27 protein-coding genes are annotated in these 18299 nt (G+C 51.8%); 5 read left to right on the forward strand and 22 right to left on the reverse strand.

What is annotated here, in order from left to right; translation table 11 throughout:
* Positions 1–146 precede the first annotated feature (146 nt).
* On the forward strand, positions 147–422 hold the full coding sequence (locus IQ268_RS08875) for an HU family DNA-binding protein (protein WP_193877597.1): 276 nt from the start codon (positions 147–149) through the stop codon (positions 420–422).
* A 41-nt stretch (positions 423–463) separates the two neighbouring features.
* On the opposite strand, the gene IQ268_RS08880 is transcribed toward IQ268_RS08875, so the two are convergent.
* The 11 genes from IQ268_RS08880 to IQ268_RS32805 form a co-directional block, all read right to left on the reverse strand.
* Positions 464–904 (reverse strand): hypothetical protein, encoded by a 441-nt coding sequence (locus IQ268_RS08880; RefSeq protein ID WP_193877599.1) that lies wholly within the window; start codon positions 902–904, stop codon positions 464–466.
* A gap of 7 nt (positions 905–911) precedes the next feature.
* Positions 912–2096 carry a phage tail sheath subtilisin-like domain-containing protein gene (locus IQ268_RS08885; protein WP_193877601.1) on the reverse strand — a complete coding sequence of 395 codons (1185 nt, stop codon included), beginning with the start codon at positions 2094–2096 and terminating at the stop codon, positions 912–914.
* 55 nt (positions 2097–2151) lie between these two features.
* Positions 2152–2694 carry a hypothetical protein gene (locus IQ268_RS08890; RefSeq protein ID WP_193877603.1) on the reverse strand — a complete coding sequence of 181 codons (543 nt, stop codon included), beginning with the start codon at positions 2692–2694 and terminating at the stop codon, positions 2152–2154.
* 11 nt (positions 2695–2705) lie between these two features.
* Positions 2706–3323 carry a hypothetical protein gene (locus IQ268_RS08895; RefSeq protein ID WP_193877604.1) on the reverse strand — a complete coding sequence of 206 codons (618 nt, stop codon included), beginning with the start codon at positions 3321–3323 and terminating at the stop codon, positions 2706–2708.
* A gap of 10 nt (positions 3324–3333) precedes the next feature.
* The gene (locus IQ268_RS08900) at positions 3334–3837 is read right to left on the reverse strand and encodes a hypothetical protein (protein ID WP_193877606.1); all 504 of its coding nucleotides are present in this window, start codon (positions 3835–3837) and stop codon (positions 3334–3336) included.
* Positions 3837–4160, reverse strand: coding sequence for a hypothetical protein (locus IQ268_RS08905; protein WP_193877608.1), 324 nt, complete (start codon positions 4158–4160; stop codon positions 3837–3839). The genes IQ268_RS08900 and IQ268_RS08905 overlap by 1 nt, the downstream gene beginning before the upstream one ends.
* Positions 4160–4510, reverse strand: a complete 351-nt coding sequence (locus IQ268_RS08910) for a hypothetical protein (RefSeq protein ID WP_193877610.1) — start codon at positions 4508–4510, stop codon at positions 4160–4162. The genes IQ268_RS08905 and IQ268_RS08910 overlap by 1 nt, the downstream gene beginning before the upstream one ends.
* Positions 4510–4707: a hypothetical protein gene (locus IQ268_RS08915; RefSeq protein ID WP_193877612.1), complete on the reverse strand. Its 198-nt coding sequence runs from the start codon at positions 4705–4707 to the stop codon at positions 4510–4512. Before IQ268_RS08915 ends, IQ268_RS08910 begins: the two co-directional genes overlap by 1 nt.
* 38 nt (positions 4708–4745) lie before the next feature.
* Entirely contained in the window at positions 4746–5741 is a 996-nt protein-coding gene (locus IQ268_RS08920; protein WP_193877614.1) for a phage major capsid protein, read from the reverse strand.
* Between the two features lie 79 nt (positions 5742–5820).
* Positions 5821–6459 carry a hypothetical protein gene (locus tag IQ268_RS08925; RefSeq protein WP_193877616.1) on the reverse strand — a complete coding sequence of 213 codons (639 nt, stop codon included), beginning with the start codon at positions 6457–6459 and terminating at the stop codon, positions 5821–5823.
* 7 nt (positions 6460–6466) lie between these two features.
* Entirely contained in the window at positions 6467–6589 is a 123-nt protein-coding gene (locus IQ268_RS32805; RefSeq protein ID WP_255527159.1) for a hypothetical protein, read from the reverse strand.
* 108 nt (positions 6590–6697) lie between these two features.
* Between IQ268_RS32805 and IQ268_RS08930 the strand changes: the two genes are divergently transcribed.
* Positions 6698–6916, forward strand: coding sequence for a hypothetical protein (locus IQ268_RS08930; RefSeq protein WP_193877618.1), 219 nt, complete (start codon positions 6698–6700; stop codon positions 6914–6916).
* Between the two features lie 217 nt (positions 6917–7133).
* A complete protein-coding gene (locus IQ268_RS08935; RefSeq protein WP_193877620.1) occupies positions 7134–7850 on the forward strand; it encodes a hypothetical protein in 717 nt (238 codons plus the stop codon).
* Position 7851: 1 nt separating this feature from the next.
* On the opposite strand, the gene IQ268_RS08940 is transcribed toward IQ268_RS08935, so the two are convergent.
* A complete protein-coding gene (locus tag IQ268_RS08940) occupies positions 7852–9414 on the reverse strand; it encodes a hypothetical protein (protein WP_193877622.1) in 1563 nt (520 codons plus the stop codon).
* A gap of 60 nt (positions 9415–9474) precedes the next feature.
* On the opposite strand from IQ268_RS08940, the gene IQ268_RS08945 reads away from it, so the two are divergent.
* Together IQ268_RS08945 and IQ268_RS08950 are read left to right on the forward strand one after the other, a co-directional pair.
* Positions 9475–9831 (forward strand): hypothetical protein, encoded by a 357-nt coding sequence (locus IQ268_RS08945; protein WP_193877625.1) that lies wholly within the window; start codon positions 9475–9477, stop codon positions 9829–9831.
* Complete coding sequence (locus IQ268_RS08950; RefSeq protein ID WP_193877627.1) at positions 9832–10374, forward strand: hypothetical protein; 543 nt, start codon at positions 9832–9834, stop codon at positions 10372–10374.
* A gap of 85 nt (positions 10375–10459) precedes the next feature.
* Here the strand turns inward: IQ268_RS08950 and IQ268_RS08955 are convergent, their stop codons facing one another.
* From IQ268_RS08955 to IQ268_RS09000, 10 genes are all read right to left on the reverse strand, one after another.
* Entirely contained in the window at positions 10460–11299 is an 840-nt protein-coding gene (locus tag IQ268_RS08955; protein WP_193877629.1) for a hypothetical protein, read from the reverse strand.
* 124 nt (positions 11300–11423) lie between these two features.
* Positions 11424–12632, reverse strand: coding sequence for a hypothetical protein (locus tag IQ268_RS08960; RefSeq protein WP_193877631.1), 1209 nt, complete (start codon positions 12630–12632; stop codon positions 11424–11426).
* A gap of 70 nt (positions 12633–12702) precedes the next feature.
* A complete protein-coding gene (locus tag IQ268_RS08965) occupies positions 12703–13149 on the reverse strand; it encodes a hypothetical protein (RefSeq protein ID WP_193877633.1) in 447 nt (148 codons plus the stop codon).
* A 14-nt stretch (positions 13150–13163) separates the two neighbouring features.
* Positions 13164–13349, reverse strand: a complete 186-nt coding sequence (locus tag IQ268_RS08970) for a hypothetical protein (RefSeq protein ID WP_193877635.1) — start codon at positions 13347–13349, stop codon at positions 13164–13166.
* Positions 13350–13409: 60 nt separating this feature from the next.
* On the reverse strand, positions 13410–14000 hold the full coding sequence (locus IQ268_RS08975) for a hypothetical protein (RefSeq protein ID WP_193877637.1): 591 nt from the start codon (positions 13998–14000) through the stop codon (positions 13410–13412).
* 9 nt (positions 14001–14009) lie between these two features.
* Entirely contained in the window at positions 14010–14663 is a 654-nt protein-coding gene (locus tag IQ268_RS08980; RefSeq protein WP_193877639.1) for an ADP-ribosyltransferase, read from the reverse strand.
* A complete protein-coding gene (locus tag IQ268_RS08985; protein ID WP_193877641.1) occupies positions 14664–15881 on the reverse strand; it encodes a radical SAM protein in 1218 nt (405 codons plus the stop codon). It lies immediately after the preceding gene.
* 49 nt (positions 15882–15930) lie between these two features.
* Positions 15931–16530 (reverse strand): hypothetical protein, encoded by a 600-nt coding sequence (locus IQ268_RS08990; protein ID WP_193877643.1) that lies wholly within the window; start codon positions 16528–16530, stop codon positions 15931–15933.
* The gene (locus IQ268_RS08995) at positions 16520–17206 is read right to left on the reverse strand and encodes a ParB/Srx family N-terminal domain-containing protein (RefSeq protein WP_193877646.1); all 687 of its coding nucleotides are present in this window, start codon (positions 17204–17206) and stop codon (positions 16520–16522) included. Before IQ268_RS08995 ends, IQ268_RS08990 begins: the two co-directional genes overlap by 11 nt.
* A 42-nt stretch (positions 17207–17248) precedes the next feature.
* Positions 17249–18220, reverse strand: coding sequence for a tyrosine-type recombinase/integrase (locus tag IQ268_RS09000; RefSeq protein ID WP_193877648.1), 972 nt, complete (start codon positions 18218–18220; stop codon positions 17249–17251).
* Between the last annotated feature and the right edge of the window lie 79 nt (positions 18221–18299).

Genomic DNA, 18299 nt, shown 5'->3' on the forward strand with positions numbered 1-18299 from the left:
TAAGAGCGATCGGTCTGCCACATCACGCGATCGCCCTCAACTATGGGAAACGTCCAATAAAAAAATCCCCGCAGTTCTGGCTGCGGGGATTTTTAGGGTTCTGAAGTTCCCTGCTACAATGCCTTTGCGAGTTTGCGGGGATTTATATGAACAAAGGTGAACTGATCGACAAGGTGGCAGAAACAGCCAGCGTTACAAAGAAGCAGGCTGATGCGGTCGTAACGGCTGCGATCGACTCCATAATGGAAGCGGTTTCGACGGGCGAAAAAGTGACGCTTGTTGGCTTCGGTTCGTTTGAATCCCGCGAGCGCAAGGAGCGTGAGGGACGGAACCCCAAAACCGGAGAAGTCATGCAAATTCCTGCAACAAAGATTCCAGCCTTTTCAGCCGGAAAGCTGTTTAAAGAGAAAGTGGCAAGTTGATTTCGCAACCGTTGCAGATTTGGGCAGGCTCCTACCCGATATCAGGCACGTTCGAGGTGATCGACGGACAATTCAACTTCCAGCATTGCCGCATCACTCGAATCCAAGTCGGCTTCCGGGTCTTTGAATTTGATAACCTGGCAGCCGTAATAGGTGCGTGGCTTACCAAACTGCGTTCTTTGTTTGTCCTGCTTGATCGACTGAACTGTGACTGACACATCCCCTGGCTCACCGTTATCCCGGTAGTTTTGCCACCAATCAACGATGGGGGCATCCTCTTCGGGATGGTAAGGTTTTGCGAGCTTCAGGTTGCCAACCTTGCTCACGCCTCGAACGGTCTTTTTCTTGCGATCGTTCGGGTCAACGTAATCACCCGTCTCAAACTCCTCTTCACCGCCAGCACACTTGCTCCAAGTGCCCTTAATGCCGGCGATCGTAATTAAATACGCACTCTTAGTAATTGGTCGAAGTACCTTTGCCATTGCTTGTTTAACCCTCTACAGAGCCTGCTGCTACCTGAACTTGCCCGATCGTTGTCCTGTAAAGCTGTATGAAGATGCGTTCGCTCACTGGGGAAGGAGCTGCCCACATTGCCGCAATAACGGCTCCGGCTTCTAGTGTGATGCCCTGATTCAGTTCGTGGTCGCATTTGACCTCATAGGCATCCTTGGGCGTTTGACCGTACAACGCCTTACCACGCCACATCAAGAAGCCAATCTGGTTCAGTGTTTCTTTGATGCGGGTGTAGTATTCGCCTTGTCCATCGACAGAGCTGAACACTTCGCTGTCAAATGCCCCGCGAGCTGTACCGGACAGCACGTTGAAAATCACGCGAGTGGTGACAAAGCGGTAATACTCACTACTGCTGCGAGTGCGAGACCCCCAGCACACCACGCCTTTGTTGGGCAGCTTGCGAATGGCGTTGATACCAAGTGGATTGCCGATTTCCTGATGAGCTTTTGTCACCTTCACGGCCACATCCTTCACTCCCTTGAGCGGGAATTTTGCCCCGGCTGGTGGTTCCTGGAAGCCTTGCTTTTTGTAGCGACGAATCGCCAAACCTGCGATCGCTGCCGATGGGGGCACTACGTTGTCTAACAGGTCAATCACATACGGGAAAAAGTAAGCTAGATGCCCCCGTTCTGAGGTGTAAAGCTGCCCTTCTGTCACGGCTTCAGCATGAGTATCGATTGTTCCGCTGGGGCCAGAATCGACGAGTGCCATCCAGTCAAACCCTTCTTTGGAGGCTAAATTCTCCATTGCGGTTGCGACAGAGGTGCGATCGCCCTGCACTGTGAGCTGGCTGAATGCCTGTGGCGCAATCAGGAAGCCCTGAGGCATTTCCTCGTCAAAGCTGTTTTGGATTGCGGCAACAAACTCCGCTGCGGTTGGGGCTGCGTCATCCACGGCTGTAATCCGGACAAAGAACAGCACCCCATTGGGGTTGTTAGCAAAGTAAAGCTTGACCGGGTTAAGACTGGCAGAGGTGCCGAAAACGTTGGTGAAGTCTTCAACGCTGACCACTTGCACTGGTTCGTTTTCCGCTCCCGTAGCAGAGCTGCCAACCATGTAGGTTGTGTTGAATGAGGACAGTTCCGTGGGGATGTATCCTGCTGTGTCTTCAGTAACGTAAACGCCTGGAGCAAGGTTGGCGTTGATATTGAGTAGTACCATTGGCAATAAAAAACCCGCTCAGGGCGGGTTGATAGGAGAAGAATTGGGTGGCCGCTTATTGGCTAGAATTTCGGCGATCGCGCTGCATTCGTCGATCGCCCGCTGTTCGATAGCCTTTTGGTCTAGGGACTGTGTACTGCCGGATCGCAGCGCGATCGCCACTCGCCAGGCGGCTAACAATTTCGGCGTATTCCCGTTGGGTAGTTCCCCTGGGAACTCGCACTAACTTTCGAGGATTTGCCGTTTCGAATATTTGTTTGTTGATGGCGGCAATCTTCGCCTCCGTCCGTCCAACCCGTCTTGGATTCAGCGATTGCTCCAGGCTTTCACGAAACAGTTGGCGTTGCCTCTCTCGGCTTTGCCTGGTTGAGCCAAGCGTTGATTCGATGACATTTTTGGCGTTTTGGCGATCGATCGCCTTTGTTGCCTGCGCCCCCAATCCCTGCAACTCGTCCATGCGAGACTGAAGTTGCCCCAGCAGACGCTTACGTTCTCGAACCGTGAACGGGACGATGTTGTTATCCCCGGTCAGGCGCTCAACGGTTTTCCCGGTGGGTTTGAATTTGCCGCCCTTCCAGCTCCCTCCTTTTGATGCCATTCTGGTTACCTTTATTGTTCTAAAGAAATATTCAGGAGGCGATCGAGCGTGTAACTGCCCGGATCAATCGGGTTTACTGGGTAGTAGGAACGGTTCAGCCCAACTTGGATTGACGTAGGTGTAAAGGGTTCTTCGGAGTCGGTTCCAGGCTGAAGCGATCCAAAATCAGCCTCAGCGTTGCTGACAAACTCAATATTGAGTTCAATTCGACCAATCAATAGCCAGTCTTTGTCTTCCCCCTCAATCCGGGCGATCGAGACGGGATTGGCGATCGAATCGATATCAAGGGTAACGATGTCGTCAAACAGGGTTTGGGGATAGGCAACCGCCTGCTCAGCCAAATAATGAATCAGGTTTTCAACCAGTTTGACAGGCAACTGTTCCTTGGCAGCTCGGGCAGTATATCGATAGAGGATGCCATACATAAAGCGGCCTGAGGCTTCAAGATATCCGTTTGCTTTGCGAACACCAAAGTCTTTGATAGGCAATTCAACCGCGCAATTGGATGGATAGCGCTGCTCATTGATGATGGTGGGCACGTTGGCAGGGACATCTAGATCCCAAGCGTCAACCCTGACCGTGCTTTCAATCCACGATCGAATTCCTGTTCTCAGTTGGCGGATGCTCATGTTCTAGGGGCTAATAATTCACCGTCACAGTTTGGTCAACGTAGTGGTCGCGAACCTTCCGCAGAATCAGCGTCCAGGTCAGCAACTCCTTATCCATCACGGTCAGCAGCTTACAAAAGTCGCCGCTAGCCGGATTCCCTTTGCTGTCATAGGCGATCGCTCCCAGAGCATCCATTGGCGGGTCAATCACATACACATCAACATTTTCTTGAAGGAACTGGAGGCTGTAACTCCGGGGGATACCCGTGACCTGGTAATCTTCCTGGCTAATGGTGATGCCACTCGATGATTGAAATGCACCGCTGCTGCCAATTTCTAAGCCGACAAGCTTGGCTGGAACCTGCGTGATATAGGGTTTGGGTTCAATCAGAGCATCCGTATGGGATGTTGCCAGAAGATCGTCATCTAGCTCAACATGTCGGATCAAAAGCGTTTTGTGCTGAGGAACCCCAAGTCTGACGGGAATGGATGTAAGACGGGCGTTGAGCGCTGTCATGCGGTCGATTAGTGCCATCAGCCCAAACTCCTCAGGTGCCGAGAGAGTGACTCTTCGTAGAGTTCACCAATTTCAGGAACGGACTTCTCTGCGTAGAAGCGCCCCTCCATTTTGGAGGTGCCCTCCTCTACCCAAGCCGAATAGGGAGTGGCGTTGAAGATGGTGTTTCGATCATTGTCTTCCCAGTTGGACTGGAGGTAGGCCGTGCGAACTGGTGTATAACGTTGAGCAATTTCCTTTCCAGGCTCCAAGGTCTCTTTTGTGGCCTGCACGATCGCCTGCTCCACAGCTCCTGCTTCAAACAGTAGCCCTTCAAGCCGAACTCGTCCTTTAAAATCCATTACCAATAGTTCGCGACAGAGATCGATCGCCCGCCGTATTTGTTGTAGGCGATGCTGATACCTAACAGATGGCTCAATTCCTTCATCAGGCGTGAACCTTCTGATTTAAGGTGGCTGACGTGTTGAGAGTAGGACAGGCTCAACTGCCCAACTTGCTTAGCCATGCTGTCTTGACGAGCCGCCGATAGCTGCCCATCAATTTCACCCAGCTCATCCAGAAGCGCGATCGCCCGGTCAATGATGGCTGGCGATCGCGCTTCTGAGAGTTCAGTAGTGAGCAAATTGGGCATTGACGCATACCCCAGAACAATCTTGAGGGTGTCAATCTGATCTGGGGTAAACGTTGCCATTAGTCGGGGTAGTAATAGGTGATGCCTTGTGCAGCATAGGCTTTGGCTTGCTCTGCCGCCTCTGAAGCTGGAACTCCTCTAGCGGCGAGCTGTGCCAAAACCTCAACAAAAATCCGTTGCTCTAGCTGCTGGCGATCGCTGTTAGGTTGAGCAACTTCAGTTTGAGGTTGGGCGGATTCTGTGCGTGGTGTAGCCATGTCTATGCTCTGAAATCGTTATCCAGAGCATAGCGCGGCTACTGGTTGATATCCTTCAGGGCTGCTACGCACTTGGGCTGGCGAATCTGGAATTGAGCCTGGAGCGAAATCTCCATCTCAAGTAGATGAGGGTTACGATTTTTCAGTTCAGCAACCAGGAAGTTCATGCCCATCGTCTTTTGAGCATTGGTCATTGCGCCGACTACCCGCCCATTTTCGTCCTTCACTTCGCCCAACGCATAGGTCTTGAGCTTGAGCTTGCGGAAGTCGAGGAAGAACACCGTCCCATCAGGGCAGGCAGTATCTTCGATGATGGGCACACGCCGATAAGCGTGACCGCTAAAACCCACGTCAGCAATACCGTTGAGCTGGTTCACCGTGAGCGATCGCTCGGCATTGAACGTATCTTCGTACTTTTTGATGATTTCAGGGGTGGTGTAGATGTGGGTGTAGGTCATGCCGCGACGCTTCACCGCTGTATCAACCCCATCCATCAGTGCCTTAGACAGGTTGCGACCCGTGCCGCCATTTGCCATTACGGTTGCCGCCCAATCAGGGTAGGTTGCCGTCGCAATACCTGCATAGGCAGGGTTGGTCAAGACGTTGTTTAGGCCATAGATTCCGTGCGATGCTGCCGTACCGTCTCCGGTGTAGATAGCTTTATTCAGTTCAAACGGGATAATCTCAAATGCCCGTTCGATGTGCATACCAAACAGAGCCTTCAAAGCGCCTGGACCAGTACGCTTTGCCTCTGCAATTTTGTTGCGAAGCACCTGAAATCCATGCCCTAGAACGCGATCGCCGATGGGTAGGTTTGCTTGCTTGGTTGCATCTGCATTATCGGTGGAAGCATCAGCAGTCGTTGCTCGTCCGTGAGCTTGCCCGCCTCCTAGCGTTACGTCCCACTTCACCTGGGACTGGTATTCGTCTTCTTTGAGCAAGTTGCTGAGTAGCGTAAAAGGACGAAACTCAACTTTCTCGATTTCTTCTTCGATCAGGAGGCTAAGTGCCTCAACGGGAGCAAGAGTTGACATGTTTGTTGATGAAATAAAAAGTGGGCACGAAAAAACCGGGACTCCTGCCCCGGATTAGATTCGTTGAAATTGCCGATCGCTAGAATGCGGCAGCTAATGCCTCTCCAGCCTTCGTAGTTGGCTCTGGAGTGGGAGTGGTGGTTTTGGATTCAGTAGACCCCGCGCCCTGGGTTGTGCTGGCAGGGACAAATACCTTGCCCTCGTCAGTCCCCAAATAACCCTTCATCGCATCATCCAAGGTGGCAACCTGTTCGCCATTTTTGACATACCAAATGCCGTTCTCCTCAGTGAGCTGCCCGCCGTTGCGAGCTAGAAATGCTGTGTGCAACAGCCCTTGATTGATAGTTCCAGCTTTGGCGATCGCCTCCGACACAGAGCTGCGTTTCCGAGCTTCGAATGCCTGAACTTCCTTCTCTTTGAGCTGACTTTGCAGTGTTTCAAACTGCTTTGCCTGCTCCTGTAACTGGGTTTCGAGCGCTTTGAGGCTGAGCCTACCTTTGTCGGTTTCAGAAGTTGGGTTGGTAGGGTCAGGTTGGGGTGGCTGCGGTTGCGGTTGAGGTGCAGGTGGGGTTTCACCTAGCTTTTTAATTTGCCGTTCCAAACTGGCGGCAAGGCCACTGTTCGCAGTATTGACCTGATTCATCAAGGTTGTGCTTAGGGTCGTGTTGTTGGCTTCCAGCATTTGCTGCACCAACGCGCGGATCTGTGCTTCATCCATAAATTGTTTAAATTCCTTGCTGGATATCCCCTAGAACATCCCTGGGGTTCGGGCTTCTCCGGTTTACGCCTTCCCGGTTGGCATTGAAAAAGCGATCGCCCATACAGAAGTAGGAAGGGGCGATCGCCAAAGGGAAATTTGAAGAATCTATCTATTGGCTTTGTCCAAATTAATTTGAGCGCTTCTTGCAAAAGAGTGCTCAACTGGTAGACTGAGATAAAAACTAGTGAGTAGAAACATGGGACGCAAAAAGCTAGACCGAAGGGAATTCAAAGCCAATGTTGCTCCTGAAACGCCTGATCGCCTTCATGCGATCGCTCGCTCAGTCGGCTTAAAATATGGTGAAGGTGGCAATATTGGAGGGTTGCTGGATCTCATAGCGAAGAGAGGGCAGGTGTCTGACTTGGCGGGAAAAAGTTTTTTGATTGTCCCTCTTGACATAGAAACTAGTGAGTAGTTATAACTGATTCAGTTGGGGAGCGGCACCCCATTAAAAAAGCCTTCCGGTAGCCCCAGCCAGGAGATGGGGACAGGTTCAACCCCTTGGTTGAGGCTCTAATCTCACCACCGCGCAACGGTACGGTGCCAGTCCCAAGTCTGGATAAAGAGAGAGGGGAGTCCACGCGGCCTCGCTACAACGCCGCATCTGCAAACCACTACGGAGAATTCAATCCATGCAATCCACCATCGCTTCATTTCAAATCACCGCTCAGTCTGCCTGGTCAACGCTACTCATCTGCGATCGCCAAGCCCGCAAAGATGCAGCTAAGGTTGGCCGCTTCACCCGCTCAACCTACCGCATTTTGAAAAGCCCAAGCGCTATCAAAACCTACCGCTGCATTGGGTTAGCGCTTCAAATCGCTGGACTGACGGCGATCGCTCTTGGCTCGTCTATCCGTGAAGCTGTCCGGGTCTTCCGGCAATGGGCTGATGCCTACGTTGAATCGTGCCTGGAGCAGCCTGCGATCGAGGTAGTAGAGCCTCAACAGGTAAGCGAACCCCATGAGCGTTGCGAGTTCGTAATGCTGCTGAACGGGTACACCATTGCGGCTTCGCCCGAAAGAGCGGCGCAAGTTAGAGCAGAGCAGAACGCCTTGGCTCAAGCCATGATGGGCCGTGGGTTTACCGTCTCTGATCCCTGGAGTCTTCCCCTAGAACAGGCTGTGATCGAAGAGGCGATCGTTCAGCCTCAACCCTCTCCTCAACCCTCTCCTCAACCCTCTCCTCAACCCTCTCCTCAACCCTCTCCTCAACCTCTGTTGCTCTTGCCAGCCGCAGCGGAACTCGTTCAACCCAAGAGCAAGCGCAGCAGATCCCGCAAAGCGGAGGCGGCTCCAGCTCAACCCAAGGGCAAGCGCGGCAGACCTCGTAAGGCTGAGGTGGTAGCGTAGTCTATGCCGCAGCAGGCAGGGGATCGTCTCCTGCCTGCTGAATTTGCTTCATCTTCACTGCTTCCACCGCGTCTTTCAGCAGGGCAGAGCGATCGAACAGTTGCTCAATTTCTTCTGCAATCTGTGCCTGCTGCTCGGCTGAGGCATTTTTCACCAGCAAGTTAGAGAGCTGCTGGTAGAACAGTTTTAGCACCGTGATCGGGAGGTGATCTTCAATCTGGGTGATTTCAATCGCGATCGCCAGCATGGTCTCTAGTGAATCAACATCGAATGAGTCAAGCCCTGTAACCGAAATGGTTTCAGCTTCCTCTTTGCGATGACCCGCAACGATCGCCACCAGTTGTAGGAGGTCTTGATAAGCATCACAAACCAGTGAGCCGTAGCTTTTGAGAATCAGCTCCTGCACCACGTAGTCGAGCTTCTTGCTGATACCCGATTGCTCAACTGCTCCCTTGGTCGCTGATGCGCGTGCCATGCCAATCATGTCCTGAATGACATCGCGAATTTCCTGAAGTACGCCTCCAACTGAGGCAAGGGAGGTTCCCTGAGCTTCGCTGAACGAAAAATCTCCCTTGATGACGTACTGATTCCCGGTCTTTAGCTCCTCTTCTGTATCGACAAAGGTGTGGTCAAGGTCGGTGTCTGCCACGACATGTGGCTTCCAGGTGCGCTGAACATAGCCCACCATCTCTGCGGTATCTGACCTGGAATTTTCCAGCCTCAGATGTTCTAACGCTTTGAGATACGCCTGGTTGGTCACCCACAGGTCGTCTGGTACCTCCATCATCACCACAGGCAGCTTCCCCGCCCGATGGGGCACTGCCCGCAAGAGGGAAACTTTGGCATCTTCACCTGTCTCCAGCGTGTCGCCTTTCTGGTTAACGAGTTCGGCGATCGCCCCACCCTTCCCCAGCTTGACAAACGCTTCGTATTTGGCAGTATGGGTGCCAGTTATGAATGTCCAGGTTGCTTTGAGGGCAGGTTTCGCAAACGGACTGGTAACCGTGGTTACCTGCCGGATTTTGATCCAATCCAGCGCGGTTGTATCCCCTTCTCCCCAATTCGTGACGTGCAGTGGCGTGTAGAGGCAGATGTATGGACTTGCCCCTAATGCCTCCTCTTCCTGCTTTGTTCTAGGGGAGACTTCTAAATAGGGTTTTTCAACGTGTAGATATACCCGTTTGAATTTGAGCGCGTCCCTGAACGTTTCTGTGAGCAGTTGCTTTTCACTGCGTCCCTTACGATTATTATTCTCTCGAAATTTTTGCCAGAACTTATCGTGGGATTCCAGTCCGGTGACAGAAAGGCTACTGCTGCTCAGTTTTGAGGCTTGTTGGGCGATCGCGCCCCCTAGAACATTGGTGTAGGTGAATTTCTGCAACCGCAGTTCATACAGTTCCTGCTCCTCACCTGTTCTCGGCTTGAGATATTGCCGCTTTTTTGCTTCAAGTTGATGGCCCCCGGCTGCGAGGTCATCAATGCGAGTCAGGGTAGGAGCGATCGCCATATAGTCTGGATGCTGTGTTTCCAGGGTTTTAAGCGGGAGAAAATCAGGAAAATCCACGGTCAGCCTCGGTGTCTGGGTAGCCTAATAGTTGGAAATGTCCAGTTGAGGATGGCATCAATGACAGAGCAGGAATTCACGGGCAGCCTAATCATTCCGTGTGAGACTGGAAAAGTGTCAGATGGCTACCATACTTTTGATGAGTTGTATGAGCATCGATGCTTGCTGTTTCTGGCACTGATGCGATCGCACCCCCACCAGTCCTGGAAATCCAGGAAACATCATGATGGCAGCGTATTTGAAGGTTGGTTTATTGCAGGGCTAATACTCCCAAGCGGAGCCGTGACCTACCATCTGCCAGACAGGATGTGGAACTTGTGCCGATGCCACGAGGTTGAGCTTGCTCCTGAATGGGATGGGCACACATCGAAGGATGTAATTGATAGGTTGACCCAGTGGCTAGGGGACGATCGCTAAATGCTTACATCCAGCTCACTCCAGCGTGAAACTGCTCAAACGACGGTAAAACTCCGTCGTCTCACGTCGGAACTAAGAACCGATCGCCTTCCCCTAGAACAATGGCAATCCCGCTTCACCGACACGCTCAGAGCAGCCCATCTGAGTGCCGCTGAAATTGCCGCTGATGGAACGCTGACACCGCCGTATGAGGCGATCGTGGATGAGGTGTTAGCGGAAGAGTTGGATTATTTGAGCAAGTTCGCCGATGACCTTGCCAGTGGGCAGTATGACGAAGAAGTTAGCCCGGTTCGCTACACTGCGCTAGAAAGAGCAGGGCTATACGCTGCCGCCTTGGCGTTGACCTACTCAAGGGCAACCATTCTCACTCGCCAATCACAAGGCCACACTCAAGCCTGGAGACGGCTGAATGCACTTGCTCGCAGTTGCAAGCAATGCGTTGAGTATCAGACGTTTGGCTGGGTGGGAATTGATGAAGTGGTGGCGATCGGGCATCGTTGCGCGTGTCGTGGACGCTGCAAATGCCATATCTCATTCAGGTAGCGATCGGATATGCACTGGGATTACGCCATTTGGCGGAAATGCCCACCAGTGACCTTCCTGAAAAAATGGGTCGGTGTAGCCGTTTTCATTGCAACTGTTGAGACTTAAATGCCTTCACCAGATTCCTAAGCTCAACTTTGTTGAATGAGAGATCGTAGCGATCGCCGTTAGCATCAATGCCATAAGGAACGAAATAGTTGGATTTTTGTTGGTTTTGCTGAGCCTCAATAATTTGCAAATTGCTGTGAACGTGCATTCCACAAATCAATGGACTGACGAGAGGATCGATGTGATCGACATGAACTTCAAATCCCATGCTTCGTTGTTGCGCTGCCGCAATGTAAACCGCTTGGATAGCTTCAAAGTCAGCCCAACCAGGAATTGACTGCCGAAAAGTGTTGTAGCGAGTCTTGCTCAGCCTGTGTATGCGACTGCGGCTATCTTGAACATACTGCTTCATCCACGCCGCAATTCGATCCCGGTTTTTGAGGCGATACTTACGATTTGAGGCTCTTACGGCTTCCGCATTTTCAACACGATATAGCGATCGCTTGAACAAAAAGGTTGCTCTATTGCGCTGATAATAGTTTCTCGCTTGAGTTTTTCGCTTCTCACGATTTCGCTGATTGTAATCACGGACTGCGGCTAGCCGCTTCTCACGATCTCGCTGGTAGCGCATCTTCTCGTACTGCAATCGGGCTTCGCAATTCTCCCGGTAGTAGTGGATTGACTTCTCAAGCTTCTCCTCTCGGTGCCGCAAATAATTGCGCTTTTTCTGGGCTTTTACTTTGTCCGGGTTGCTTTGCCGCCAATCGGCATGGCAAGTGCGGCAAATGGTTCGCAATCCATCTTTTTTCGAGCGATCGTTCGTGAAGCAGTTTAAAGCAAGAAACTGCTTACATTTATTGCATTGTTTGAGATCCATAATTCCTGCTGATGACAAGTCAGCGACCTTTCTTGAACGGGCAGAGTGGTAGTCAACCACCTTTTCGGGAGCGACCCTAGCCCATCATCATTTTAACTTGTATAAGGGCTGGAATGTATCATCATCAAGGGTTGTGGCCATCTCCTGTTAAATGGTTGAATTGCAGGCTGGCCAAACAGTAACGCAGACTATCACTTCTATGGTCAACCTGCCCTGGCGCTACTTCATCTTTCACATTTCCATCTTTATCAACTGCTCTGTGATAGCTACGCAACTCGTCCACAAAACTCACTTCTTCGGCTTCATTGCTGAGTTCAGAACTGATATACAACTTGTCTTGATAGAAAAAGCTGTTTACAACCTGAATTCCTTCCTTGATTCGGTTAAATGCTTTGACCGAACGCTGTAATCCTTCAATGCTGTGCTTTTTGCCTGCTTTACGAAATTCCAGAATTGAAGCGGGTCTAGACGGGTCGCAAAAAACACGCCTGACATTCCACTTGCGTGCCAATTCAACCGCTTTGCTGACGTGATCATCAATTGGCACGGTCAAGCCAGTTGTGCTGTGCCAAGCGTCTAGCACGTAGTAAATTCCATCTGCACTCTGACCAACCACGACCAAAGCGGGGTGTGTATCACCCCAGTCACAAGCCATCCAGGTTGTTCTGAATGCCTTAGGCAGCTCATCTGCAATGTGATGGTCTTGTAAATGCTCAAAGATTTGCCCGCTGAAGCTCTCCCAGCTTGCCTCAAACTCCTGCTGAAAGAGTTTTTTCGGCATTCTACGACGGGCGCTTTCAATGTTTTCCTTTGGGAAATGTGGGTTGTCTGCGGTAGTTTGATGCAGGTAGAAGAAGTCTGGATCTTCTTGAGCCTCGGTGCAGAATTTGTGGAAATAAGATCCCTTGCCCTTGGGTGTGCCGATTACTGTAGCTGAATAGTTCCTGTTTCGCCCCAGCGCAGGCAAAAGCACGGTATCCCAAAATCCATGCCCAAAGTCTTGGAACTCGTCACAGCCTGCCCAAACTGGGTTAATGCCTCGCAGTGCCTCACCGTTGTGAACGCCTCGCAGCATAAGCGATGGGCGATCGCCAATAAAGTCAATTCGATAGCGCGACTTATCGAGCTTTTTAACCCAGTGTCGCAGCGAACCGCCAACATCAAAAGCATTAAGCAGCGCTTGCCAATGGATATCAATTGCTTGCTTCATCCACGGCATCAAGATGACTGCAACTTGTGGCGATCGTGGGTTGATCTTGCCTTTGTACCCCAGGCAAAACTGAATCGCAGTGGTCTGAAGCAGTACTGATTTACCCCAGCCACGACCAGCCAATACAAGTTTAACCTTGGCCGAATAGTCAAAGACTAGTTGCTGATTCTCATGAAAGTCTGTGGGAGGGAGTTTAAGCTGCTTCGCTGTAAGCGGACGCTTGATCTTCGCCTTCAGCTTCGGCGATAGGCTCTTCGTCCTCAATGGTAGGGTCGATAACGTCATAGCCCGCCGTCATTACTGCCTTCAGATGGTCTTCCAGGTCGAAATAAAGCCCAAGTAGCTTTGCCTCGTCCTGTGCAATTTGGAAAGCAGCGCCCCATTTCTCGTTTTTGTAAGCTTTGTTGTAGAGATCTCGCCGGATGGCGACATGCTCTGCGCGGGCAATCTCACGATCGACCGCAATATCCTGGGTCATCCGCTCTCTGGCACGGGAGATATATTCATCCGTTTGCCGAGTGGAGAGTCCCCACTCACTAGCGGCATACCGCAGGATGTGTTGTCTGGGTTCGCGCCTGAGCAGCAGAAGATAGACAGCGTGAACTCGCTGCTCCAGTTCCGCGTCGCTCGATTTATTCATGTTCTAGGGGATTGTTATGAGGCCGTTTCAGGCGGCGCAAATCCGGTCATTGCGCCCGTAAAAGCGTCGATGACTCGTCGAGGAAACTGCTGCTCCATTTGATCCAATAACTCGTCTTCTGACAGGTCGGGCTGGTTGTCTACAAACTCAACCAGCCGCTGAAGCTGTTCAGATTCTTGAGGCGATAACTCTTCGTTCATGGTGCGATTCAAACACTAATCCAGTATTAACAATCCTGCTGGCCTTTGATAAGCGGGAATTTATCGATTGATAGCACGTTCGCGATCGCGCTGTCGTCGAAGCTGCCGATAATTTCCTTCAGCAACCTGCCCGGCAGGGGTGTTTGTTTCATATTGCCTCAACGTTGCATTGTCGGGCGTTAGCTTGCCGTTGCGGACGATCGCGTACTGGGTACCTCCTGCCCGCCCTGCAACAGGTCGAGAAAAGCCAGCAGACTCATAAGCCACGGCACGGGTTGCACCTCGACTGTCTCCAATGACGGCATTGCATTCATATTTAAATCCATCAGGGCGAGTGGAGGCATCGTGAGTTATGATTCGACGGATTTTGAGAGCGGCTAAATCCGCCTCTCGTCCCTTTAACGCTCCGGCAGTCGAACTGCCATTGACGCTAAATGAAACCGAATGTGAATCTGGATCGAAGAAGTCAGGCAAGATGTTTAAGCTAACTTTGTTGTCGCCAGACTTAAACTCATAGGTTTGAAAGCCACCTATTTTTTCGGCAGTTACCCCATCTGGTAATTTGGGCTGGCGACCGCCCTTAACCTCGCTAGAACTTTTGACGGCAAGCGCAAACTTCCCGCTTTTCCAAGAGCCGCCTTTGCTTGCCATCAGATTTGCCTAAATTTCCATTAATTGAACAATGGTCGATCGCCCCTCAGTTCTCTTCCCGGTCACCGTAAACCGAGACCCTGGAGGATAAAGGACTTCTCGCTCCCCTCTGTAGGAGCTAAGACGGCTGAGGTCTCTAGCATTCTTGCCAGTTGCATTGATCTCAAACTGCAAGTTACCCGATCGCCGCCGATCAGCCCTGGCAGATGTGCTCATGAATCCCTTGTCGGTGTAGGTTTCGCCAACCCTAATCGACGAAATCACACTTTGAGAAACCCCTATCCCTCGATAAACAGTTCCTGTATGAGGTGGCAGCTTTTGTAAAGCCGATGCAGCAAAACGACCATCTAGCTCAAAGTTGCGACGGGCGCGATCGCTGAGATAGCTCAAGTCGCCCCCTCTAAGCAGAGTGTTGATGTTGCTGTAGCCATAGGTCGTGTAGTAGCGGAGGGCGGCGTACTCTTCCAGGTTGAGGTTGCCTAAATCCTTCGATCGCCCCTCTCTCATGTACCGCTTCAGCATCCTCTCCCTGGCACCGCCTCCCTCCATGCTCTTGAGATAGGTTTGGCGTAATTCCTCGGTGGAAGCAGTCTGGGTGGGGGCAGCTTGCATTTTCACGGGAGCAAACGTCCCGCTTTTCCAACTGCCGCCTTTGCTTGCCATTTAAACCTCGGCGTAATAGTCACTAAACCCGTCCGGGTTGAACGCCAGATAGGGCAGATTGTGGTCGTCAACCAGTTGAATCCAGCCCCCGCTGCTGTCACGTTTGGCAGCATATGCAAAGCAGGCAGCTCGTGCCGGAGAAGCTTTGATTCGGGCATCACTCCAAACCATTTGCAGCAGATCTCGATAGGTCATCCAGTTCGACCAGTTCTCTGCTTCTCGGCACACCTGGTGAGCTGTCGCCCCAACGTAATGCCCGATGCACAATTTGCCTTTGGGGAATTTGGGGCAGAGAAAGTCTGCAAATTCGTTGAAGCTGATCAGGTCTGTGGTCTGAAGTTGGCGATCATGGCACCAATTCACAAAGTCCTGAAGTACTCCAAATGTTTTGGGATAGAGCTGGTGATACGGCTCGAAGTAGTTGGAGCGGTTGGGTTGTCCTGCGCTGAACACTTCTAACCCCACGTCGGTGACCATCTGCCGCAGCTCCAGCCACTGCTGAAACTCATCCGGGTCAGGGTTACGTTTCTGCGCCCGTTTGATGATGCTCTCCCCGATCGCCTCCCTCCCCCGTTGCGGCATATTGCGGAGTTGTTTGTAGTTGAAGTGGATGGTTTCCGTCCAGACGCCATGCACACCACAATCTTTCAACCGCTTCAGCAATTTAGGCGCTTGTTCTAGGGGAAGCCATTCTGGAGTCCACGGGTTCAGCCCGACGTTAACGGTGTGGCCTCTGCTGGTGAGCGTTTCGAGTAGGGAGAGGCGATCGCCAATCGACGGTGCACCTGGCTCAAGTCTGGCTCGAAGGTCATCGTCGAGCATGGCAATTGACACATACCAGCAGCTCGGCGGCAGGAATTCTAGCGCTTCCTCAATCCCTCGTCCCCCTTTGGTCTGGAGAGCGATCGGGATGCCTAGCTCAGTCATAGTCCGCATGACTGGGATGGACTGCTGGAAGTTGGAGGTAGCGAACGGATCAACACGGTTGGAGATGAGCACACCGTAGCCTTGTTGCAGTAGTTTTGCTTCTAAGGTCTGGCGGTTGTGATAGTCAGAGAGCAGCCGCATTGTCGCTTTAATGTCAGCGCGGCGATCGGGCTGGTTAAGGTTGGCGAAGCAATAGTGACAATTGTGACTACACCAATTGAATGAGGCTTCGAGGGGGAGCGGTGAGATCAAAAGCTCCCCATAGTAAACGCTGATGCTATCTCCAGCCATTGTTTTCCTTTGCTAAAACTTTTATACAGGCTTGGCTTCGCGCCTCCCGTTAGCCCTGTTCCGCTGCCCGACGAGCAGCTTTGGCAGCTCTGCGTTCAGCTTCCTGTCGCTGCTGCAAGGCATCGTTTCTTTGCCGTGCATCTCGCTCCATCCTTGTGAAGGATGGGTTCCTGCCCGATCGCCCAACCAGTTCAGATCGGAACGTCTGAACAACTCTTTCGTTGTTTCTTTCAGCGGTAGACATTCGGTTGTACAGGGATTCTGCGATCGCCTGCGCCCCAGCGCTGACACGAACCCCCAAACCCGCATCTGAGGAGGCGATCGCCTGAATACTTTGATTACTGATGACTGCGATGACGACATCCGCCTTGCCTTCAGCAGACAGTCGGTCAAAAGTGTCTGGATTTTTTAGATATTGCAATCCTTGCTCCAGTCGAGTGGTTGGGCCGCCCAATTCCTGCACTTCTCCCGATCGCTGATCGAATGGAGTGCTTTGTAGCGCCTTCACCTCTGCAATAGTCTGCTCAGCAAATGAGGAAACTTGGCTGTCAGTTGGAGGGCGATCGCCATTTAAGGCTTCAGCCCCACCACTTTTTGAGGTGGCCGCAGCAAATTTCCCGCTCTTCCAAGAGCCGCCCTTACTCGCCATTCAGCCGTACCCCTAGTTCCATTATTTTGAGGAGCGTTTTTGTGTCGTCCTTTGTCTCCAACACGACCTTGAAACCTTCCCACATCTTCTTTTGAGCGGAGGACAGCACGATCGCCAACGGATATTTCTCCTGCGGCGATTTGGAGACAGCGGTATCATCCTCCCCTTCCTGTTCTCCTTCCCCTAGAACAGAGCGATCGCTATCACTGTCATCTCCATCGCCAATCACCTGGGATGACTGGAATTCAACCCCCTCGTCTTCAAGGAACTTGTCAATTTCTGCGGGATCGAAGCCTGTCAGCCCTAAATCAAAATCCAGGCTATCTAGATCTTCGAGTTCGATAGAGAGAGCTTCATAGTCATAGCCTGACTCGGCAGACCGATTGTCTGCTAACCGTGCCGCCTTCTTCTGAGCTTCTGATAGGTCAGCTCGGACGATGACGGGTACGCGGTCTAGACCCAGTCTAAGAGAGGCTTCTCGTCGTCCATGCCCCTTCAGGATGATGCCCTGCTCATCCACTACGATGGGTTGGTCGAAACCGAATTCTGCGATCGCTCCTGCAATCTTGTCGATCTGGCTGGTGGGATGCTTTTTGACATTGTTAGCGTAGGGAGTGAGGCTGTCAGGGTGACGCCACTCGATTTCAGCAGAAAAGACGGTTTTAGATTTGGACATAGGGGACAAAAACGCTCTCACCTATGGGATTTGTCCAGAACCTCAAACATCCATCAGATCTGCTAGCATCTCCGTCACCTTGCCCTGGGCATTGACGCGATTGTCGTCGTAACGCATGAGAACCTCAGGCTTGCGGTGACGGCTCAGCTTCATGGTTTCCCGAATATTGCCATTGCTGGCATCCAACGCCGCCGTAATCCCGCTGTGGCGGCAGCGGTGGGGTGAGAACCGCTTTTTGATACCCGCCTTCTCTGCCAACTGAAACCGAACTAAGTGATAGAGTCCGTCTCCAGTCAAGCGTTGACCAAAGTGGGCGCGATCGACTGCAATAAATAGCGGTGACTTGGGCGCGCGATCGCCCCTTGCTTCCAGCCACACCTGGAGGGCTTCAACTGCGGCACTGCTCAGGCTAACCGATTCTTTCTGGGTGCCCCTCCCCTTCCCCAGGATGGCTAGAGTTTTGGCTTCAGGATTAAAGTCTGCAACGTTGGCAGAACAAATCTCATTACGCCGCAGCACATTATCCCAGAGCAGCCGTAGGAGGGCGTAGTCACGCTTACCCTTAAGCGTTGAGCGATCGACGACTTGAAACAGCAGCTTGAATTCCTCTGGAGTAATGCCCGTGGTATCCCGATAGGTCTCGGTTTTCTCCAGTTCAATTTCTTCTAAGCTCCAAACACATTTGCCTACTTTCTGTGCAAAGGCAACGAGTGACTTAATTGCAGACAGCCGTACATTGACGGTGGATTCGCTCAGCTCTCGTTTAATCAGTTGAGCTTTATAGTGCAACACCAGTTTGATGGCAGTGGCACGCTCCAACTGAAGGAAATGCGCGACAAGTGCCGGGTCAGGCTCTTTGCCACTGATGACTTCAAAGAAATCCTTTAATCCCCTGGCATAAGTGCGACGGGTGCTCTCGCTCCGCTTGTCTGCCAGTAATTCTTGGATGAGATCTCGCTCCTCTACCAAATCGAGAAAGAAGGGAGACGAGGAAGAAGGGGCGATCGCACTCATGGGGAAGCTAATGATAATGGGCGTTTTCGTTAGTTAGAAATGCTTGATATATATGCGTTTCAGCGATCGCCGTGTAATG

It is taken from the genome of Oculatella sp. LEGE 06141 (assembly GCF_015207605.1).
In the GTDB taxonomy this organism is placed as follows: domain Bacteria; phylum Cyanobacteriota; class Cyanobacteriia; order Elainellales; family Elainellaceae; genus Oculatella.

Coding starts and splice junctions, on each gene's coding strand:
- IQ268_RS08935 (WP_193877620.1), top strand. CDS start 7,134: ATGCAATCCACCATCGCTTCATTTCAAATCACCGCTCAGTCTGCCTGG.
- IQ268_RS08970 (WP_193877635.1), bottom strand. CDS start 13,349: ATGAACGAAGAGTTATCGCCTCAAGAATCTGAACAGCTTCAGCGGCTG.
- IQ268_RS08900 (WP_193877606.1), bottom strand. CDS start 3,837: ATGGCACTAATCGACCGCATGACAGCGCTCAACGCCCGTCTTACATCC.
- IQ268_RS08975 (WP_193877637.1), bottom strand. CDS start 14,000: ATGGCAAGCAAAGGCGGCTCTTGGAAAAGCGGGAAGTTTGCGCTTGCC.
- IQ268_RS08950 (WP_193877627.1), top strand. CDS start 9,832: ATGCTTACATCCAGCTCACTCCAGCGTGAAACTGCTCAAACGACGGTA.
- IQ268_RS08915 (WP_193877612.1), bottom strand. CDS start 4,707: ATGGCTACACCACGCACAGAATCCGCCCAACCTCAAACTGAAGTTGCT.
- IQ268_RS08925 (WP_193877616.1), bottom strand. CDS start 6,459: ATGGATGAAGCACAGATCCGCGCGTTGGTGCAGCAAATGCTGGAAGCC.
- IQ268_RS08885 (WP_193877601.1), bottom strand. CDS start 2,096: ATGGTACTACTCAATATCAACGCCAACCTTGCTCCAGGCGTTTACGTT.
- IQ268_RS08875 (WP_193877597.1), top strand. CDS start 147: ATGAACAAAGGTGAACTGATCGACAAGGTGGCAGAAACAGCCAGCGTT.
- IQ268_RS08980 (WP_193877639.1), bottom strand. CDS start 14,663: ATGGCAAGCAAAGGCGGCAGTTGGAAAAGCGGGACGTTTGCTCCCGTG.
- IQ268_RS08895 (WP_193877604.1), bottom strand. CDS start 3,323: ATGAGCATCCGCCAACTGAGAACAGGAATTCGATCGTGGATTGAAAGC.
- IQ268_RS08985 (WP_193877641.1), bottom strand. CDS start 15,881: ATGGCTGGAGATAGCATCAGCGTTTACTATGGGGAGCTTTTGATCTCA.
- IQ268_RS08965 (WP_193877633.1), bottom strand. CDS start 13,149: ATGAATAAATCGAGCGACGCGGAACTGGAGCAGCGAGTTCACGCTGTC.
- IQ268_RS09000 (WP_193877648.1), bottom strand. CDS start 18,220: ATGAGTGCGATCGCCCCTTCTTCCTCGTCTCCCTTCTTTCTCGATTTG.
- IQ268_RS08910 (WP_193877610.1), bottom strand. CDS start 4,510: ATGGCAACGTTTACCCCAGATCAGATTGACACCCTCAAGATTGTTCTG.
- IQ268_RS08890 (WP_193877603.1), bottom strand. CDS start 2,694: ATGGCATCAAAAGGAGGGAGCTGGAAGGGCGGCAAATTCAAACCCACC.
- IQ268_RS08955 (WP_193877629.1), bottom strand. CDS start 11,299: ATGGATCTCAAACAATGCAATAAATGTAAGCAGTTTCTTGCTTTAAAC.
- IQ268_RS08930 (WP_193877618.1), top strand. CDS start 6,698: ATGGGACGCAAAAAGCTAGACCGAAGGGAATTCAAAGCCAATGTTGCT.
- IQ268_RS08905 (WP_193877608.1), bottom strand. CDS start 4,160: ATGGATTTTAAAGGACGAGTTCGGCTTGAAGGGCTACTGTTTGAAGCA.
- IQ268_RS08945 (WP_193877625.1), top strand. CDS start 9,475: ATGACAGAGCAGGAATTCACGGGCAGCCTAATCATTCCGTGTGAGACT.
- IQ268_RS08880 (WP_193877599.1), bottom strand. CDS start 904: ATGGCAAAGGTACTTCGACCAATTACTAAGAGTGCGTATTTAATTACG.
- IQ268_RS08995 (WP_193877646.1), bottom strand. CDS start 17,206: ATGTCCAAATCTAAAACCGTCTTTTCTGCTGAAATCGAGTGGCGTCAC.
- IQ268_RS08990 (WP_193877643.1), bottom strand. CDS start 16,530: ATGGCGAGTAAGGGCGGCTCTTGGAAGAGCGGGAAATTTGCTGCGGCC.
- IQ268_RS08920 (WP_193877614.1), bottom strand. CDS start 5,741: ATGTCAACTCTTGCTCCCGTTGAGGCACTTAGCCTCCTGATCGAAGAA.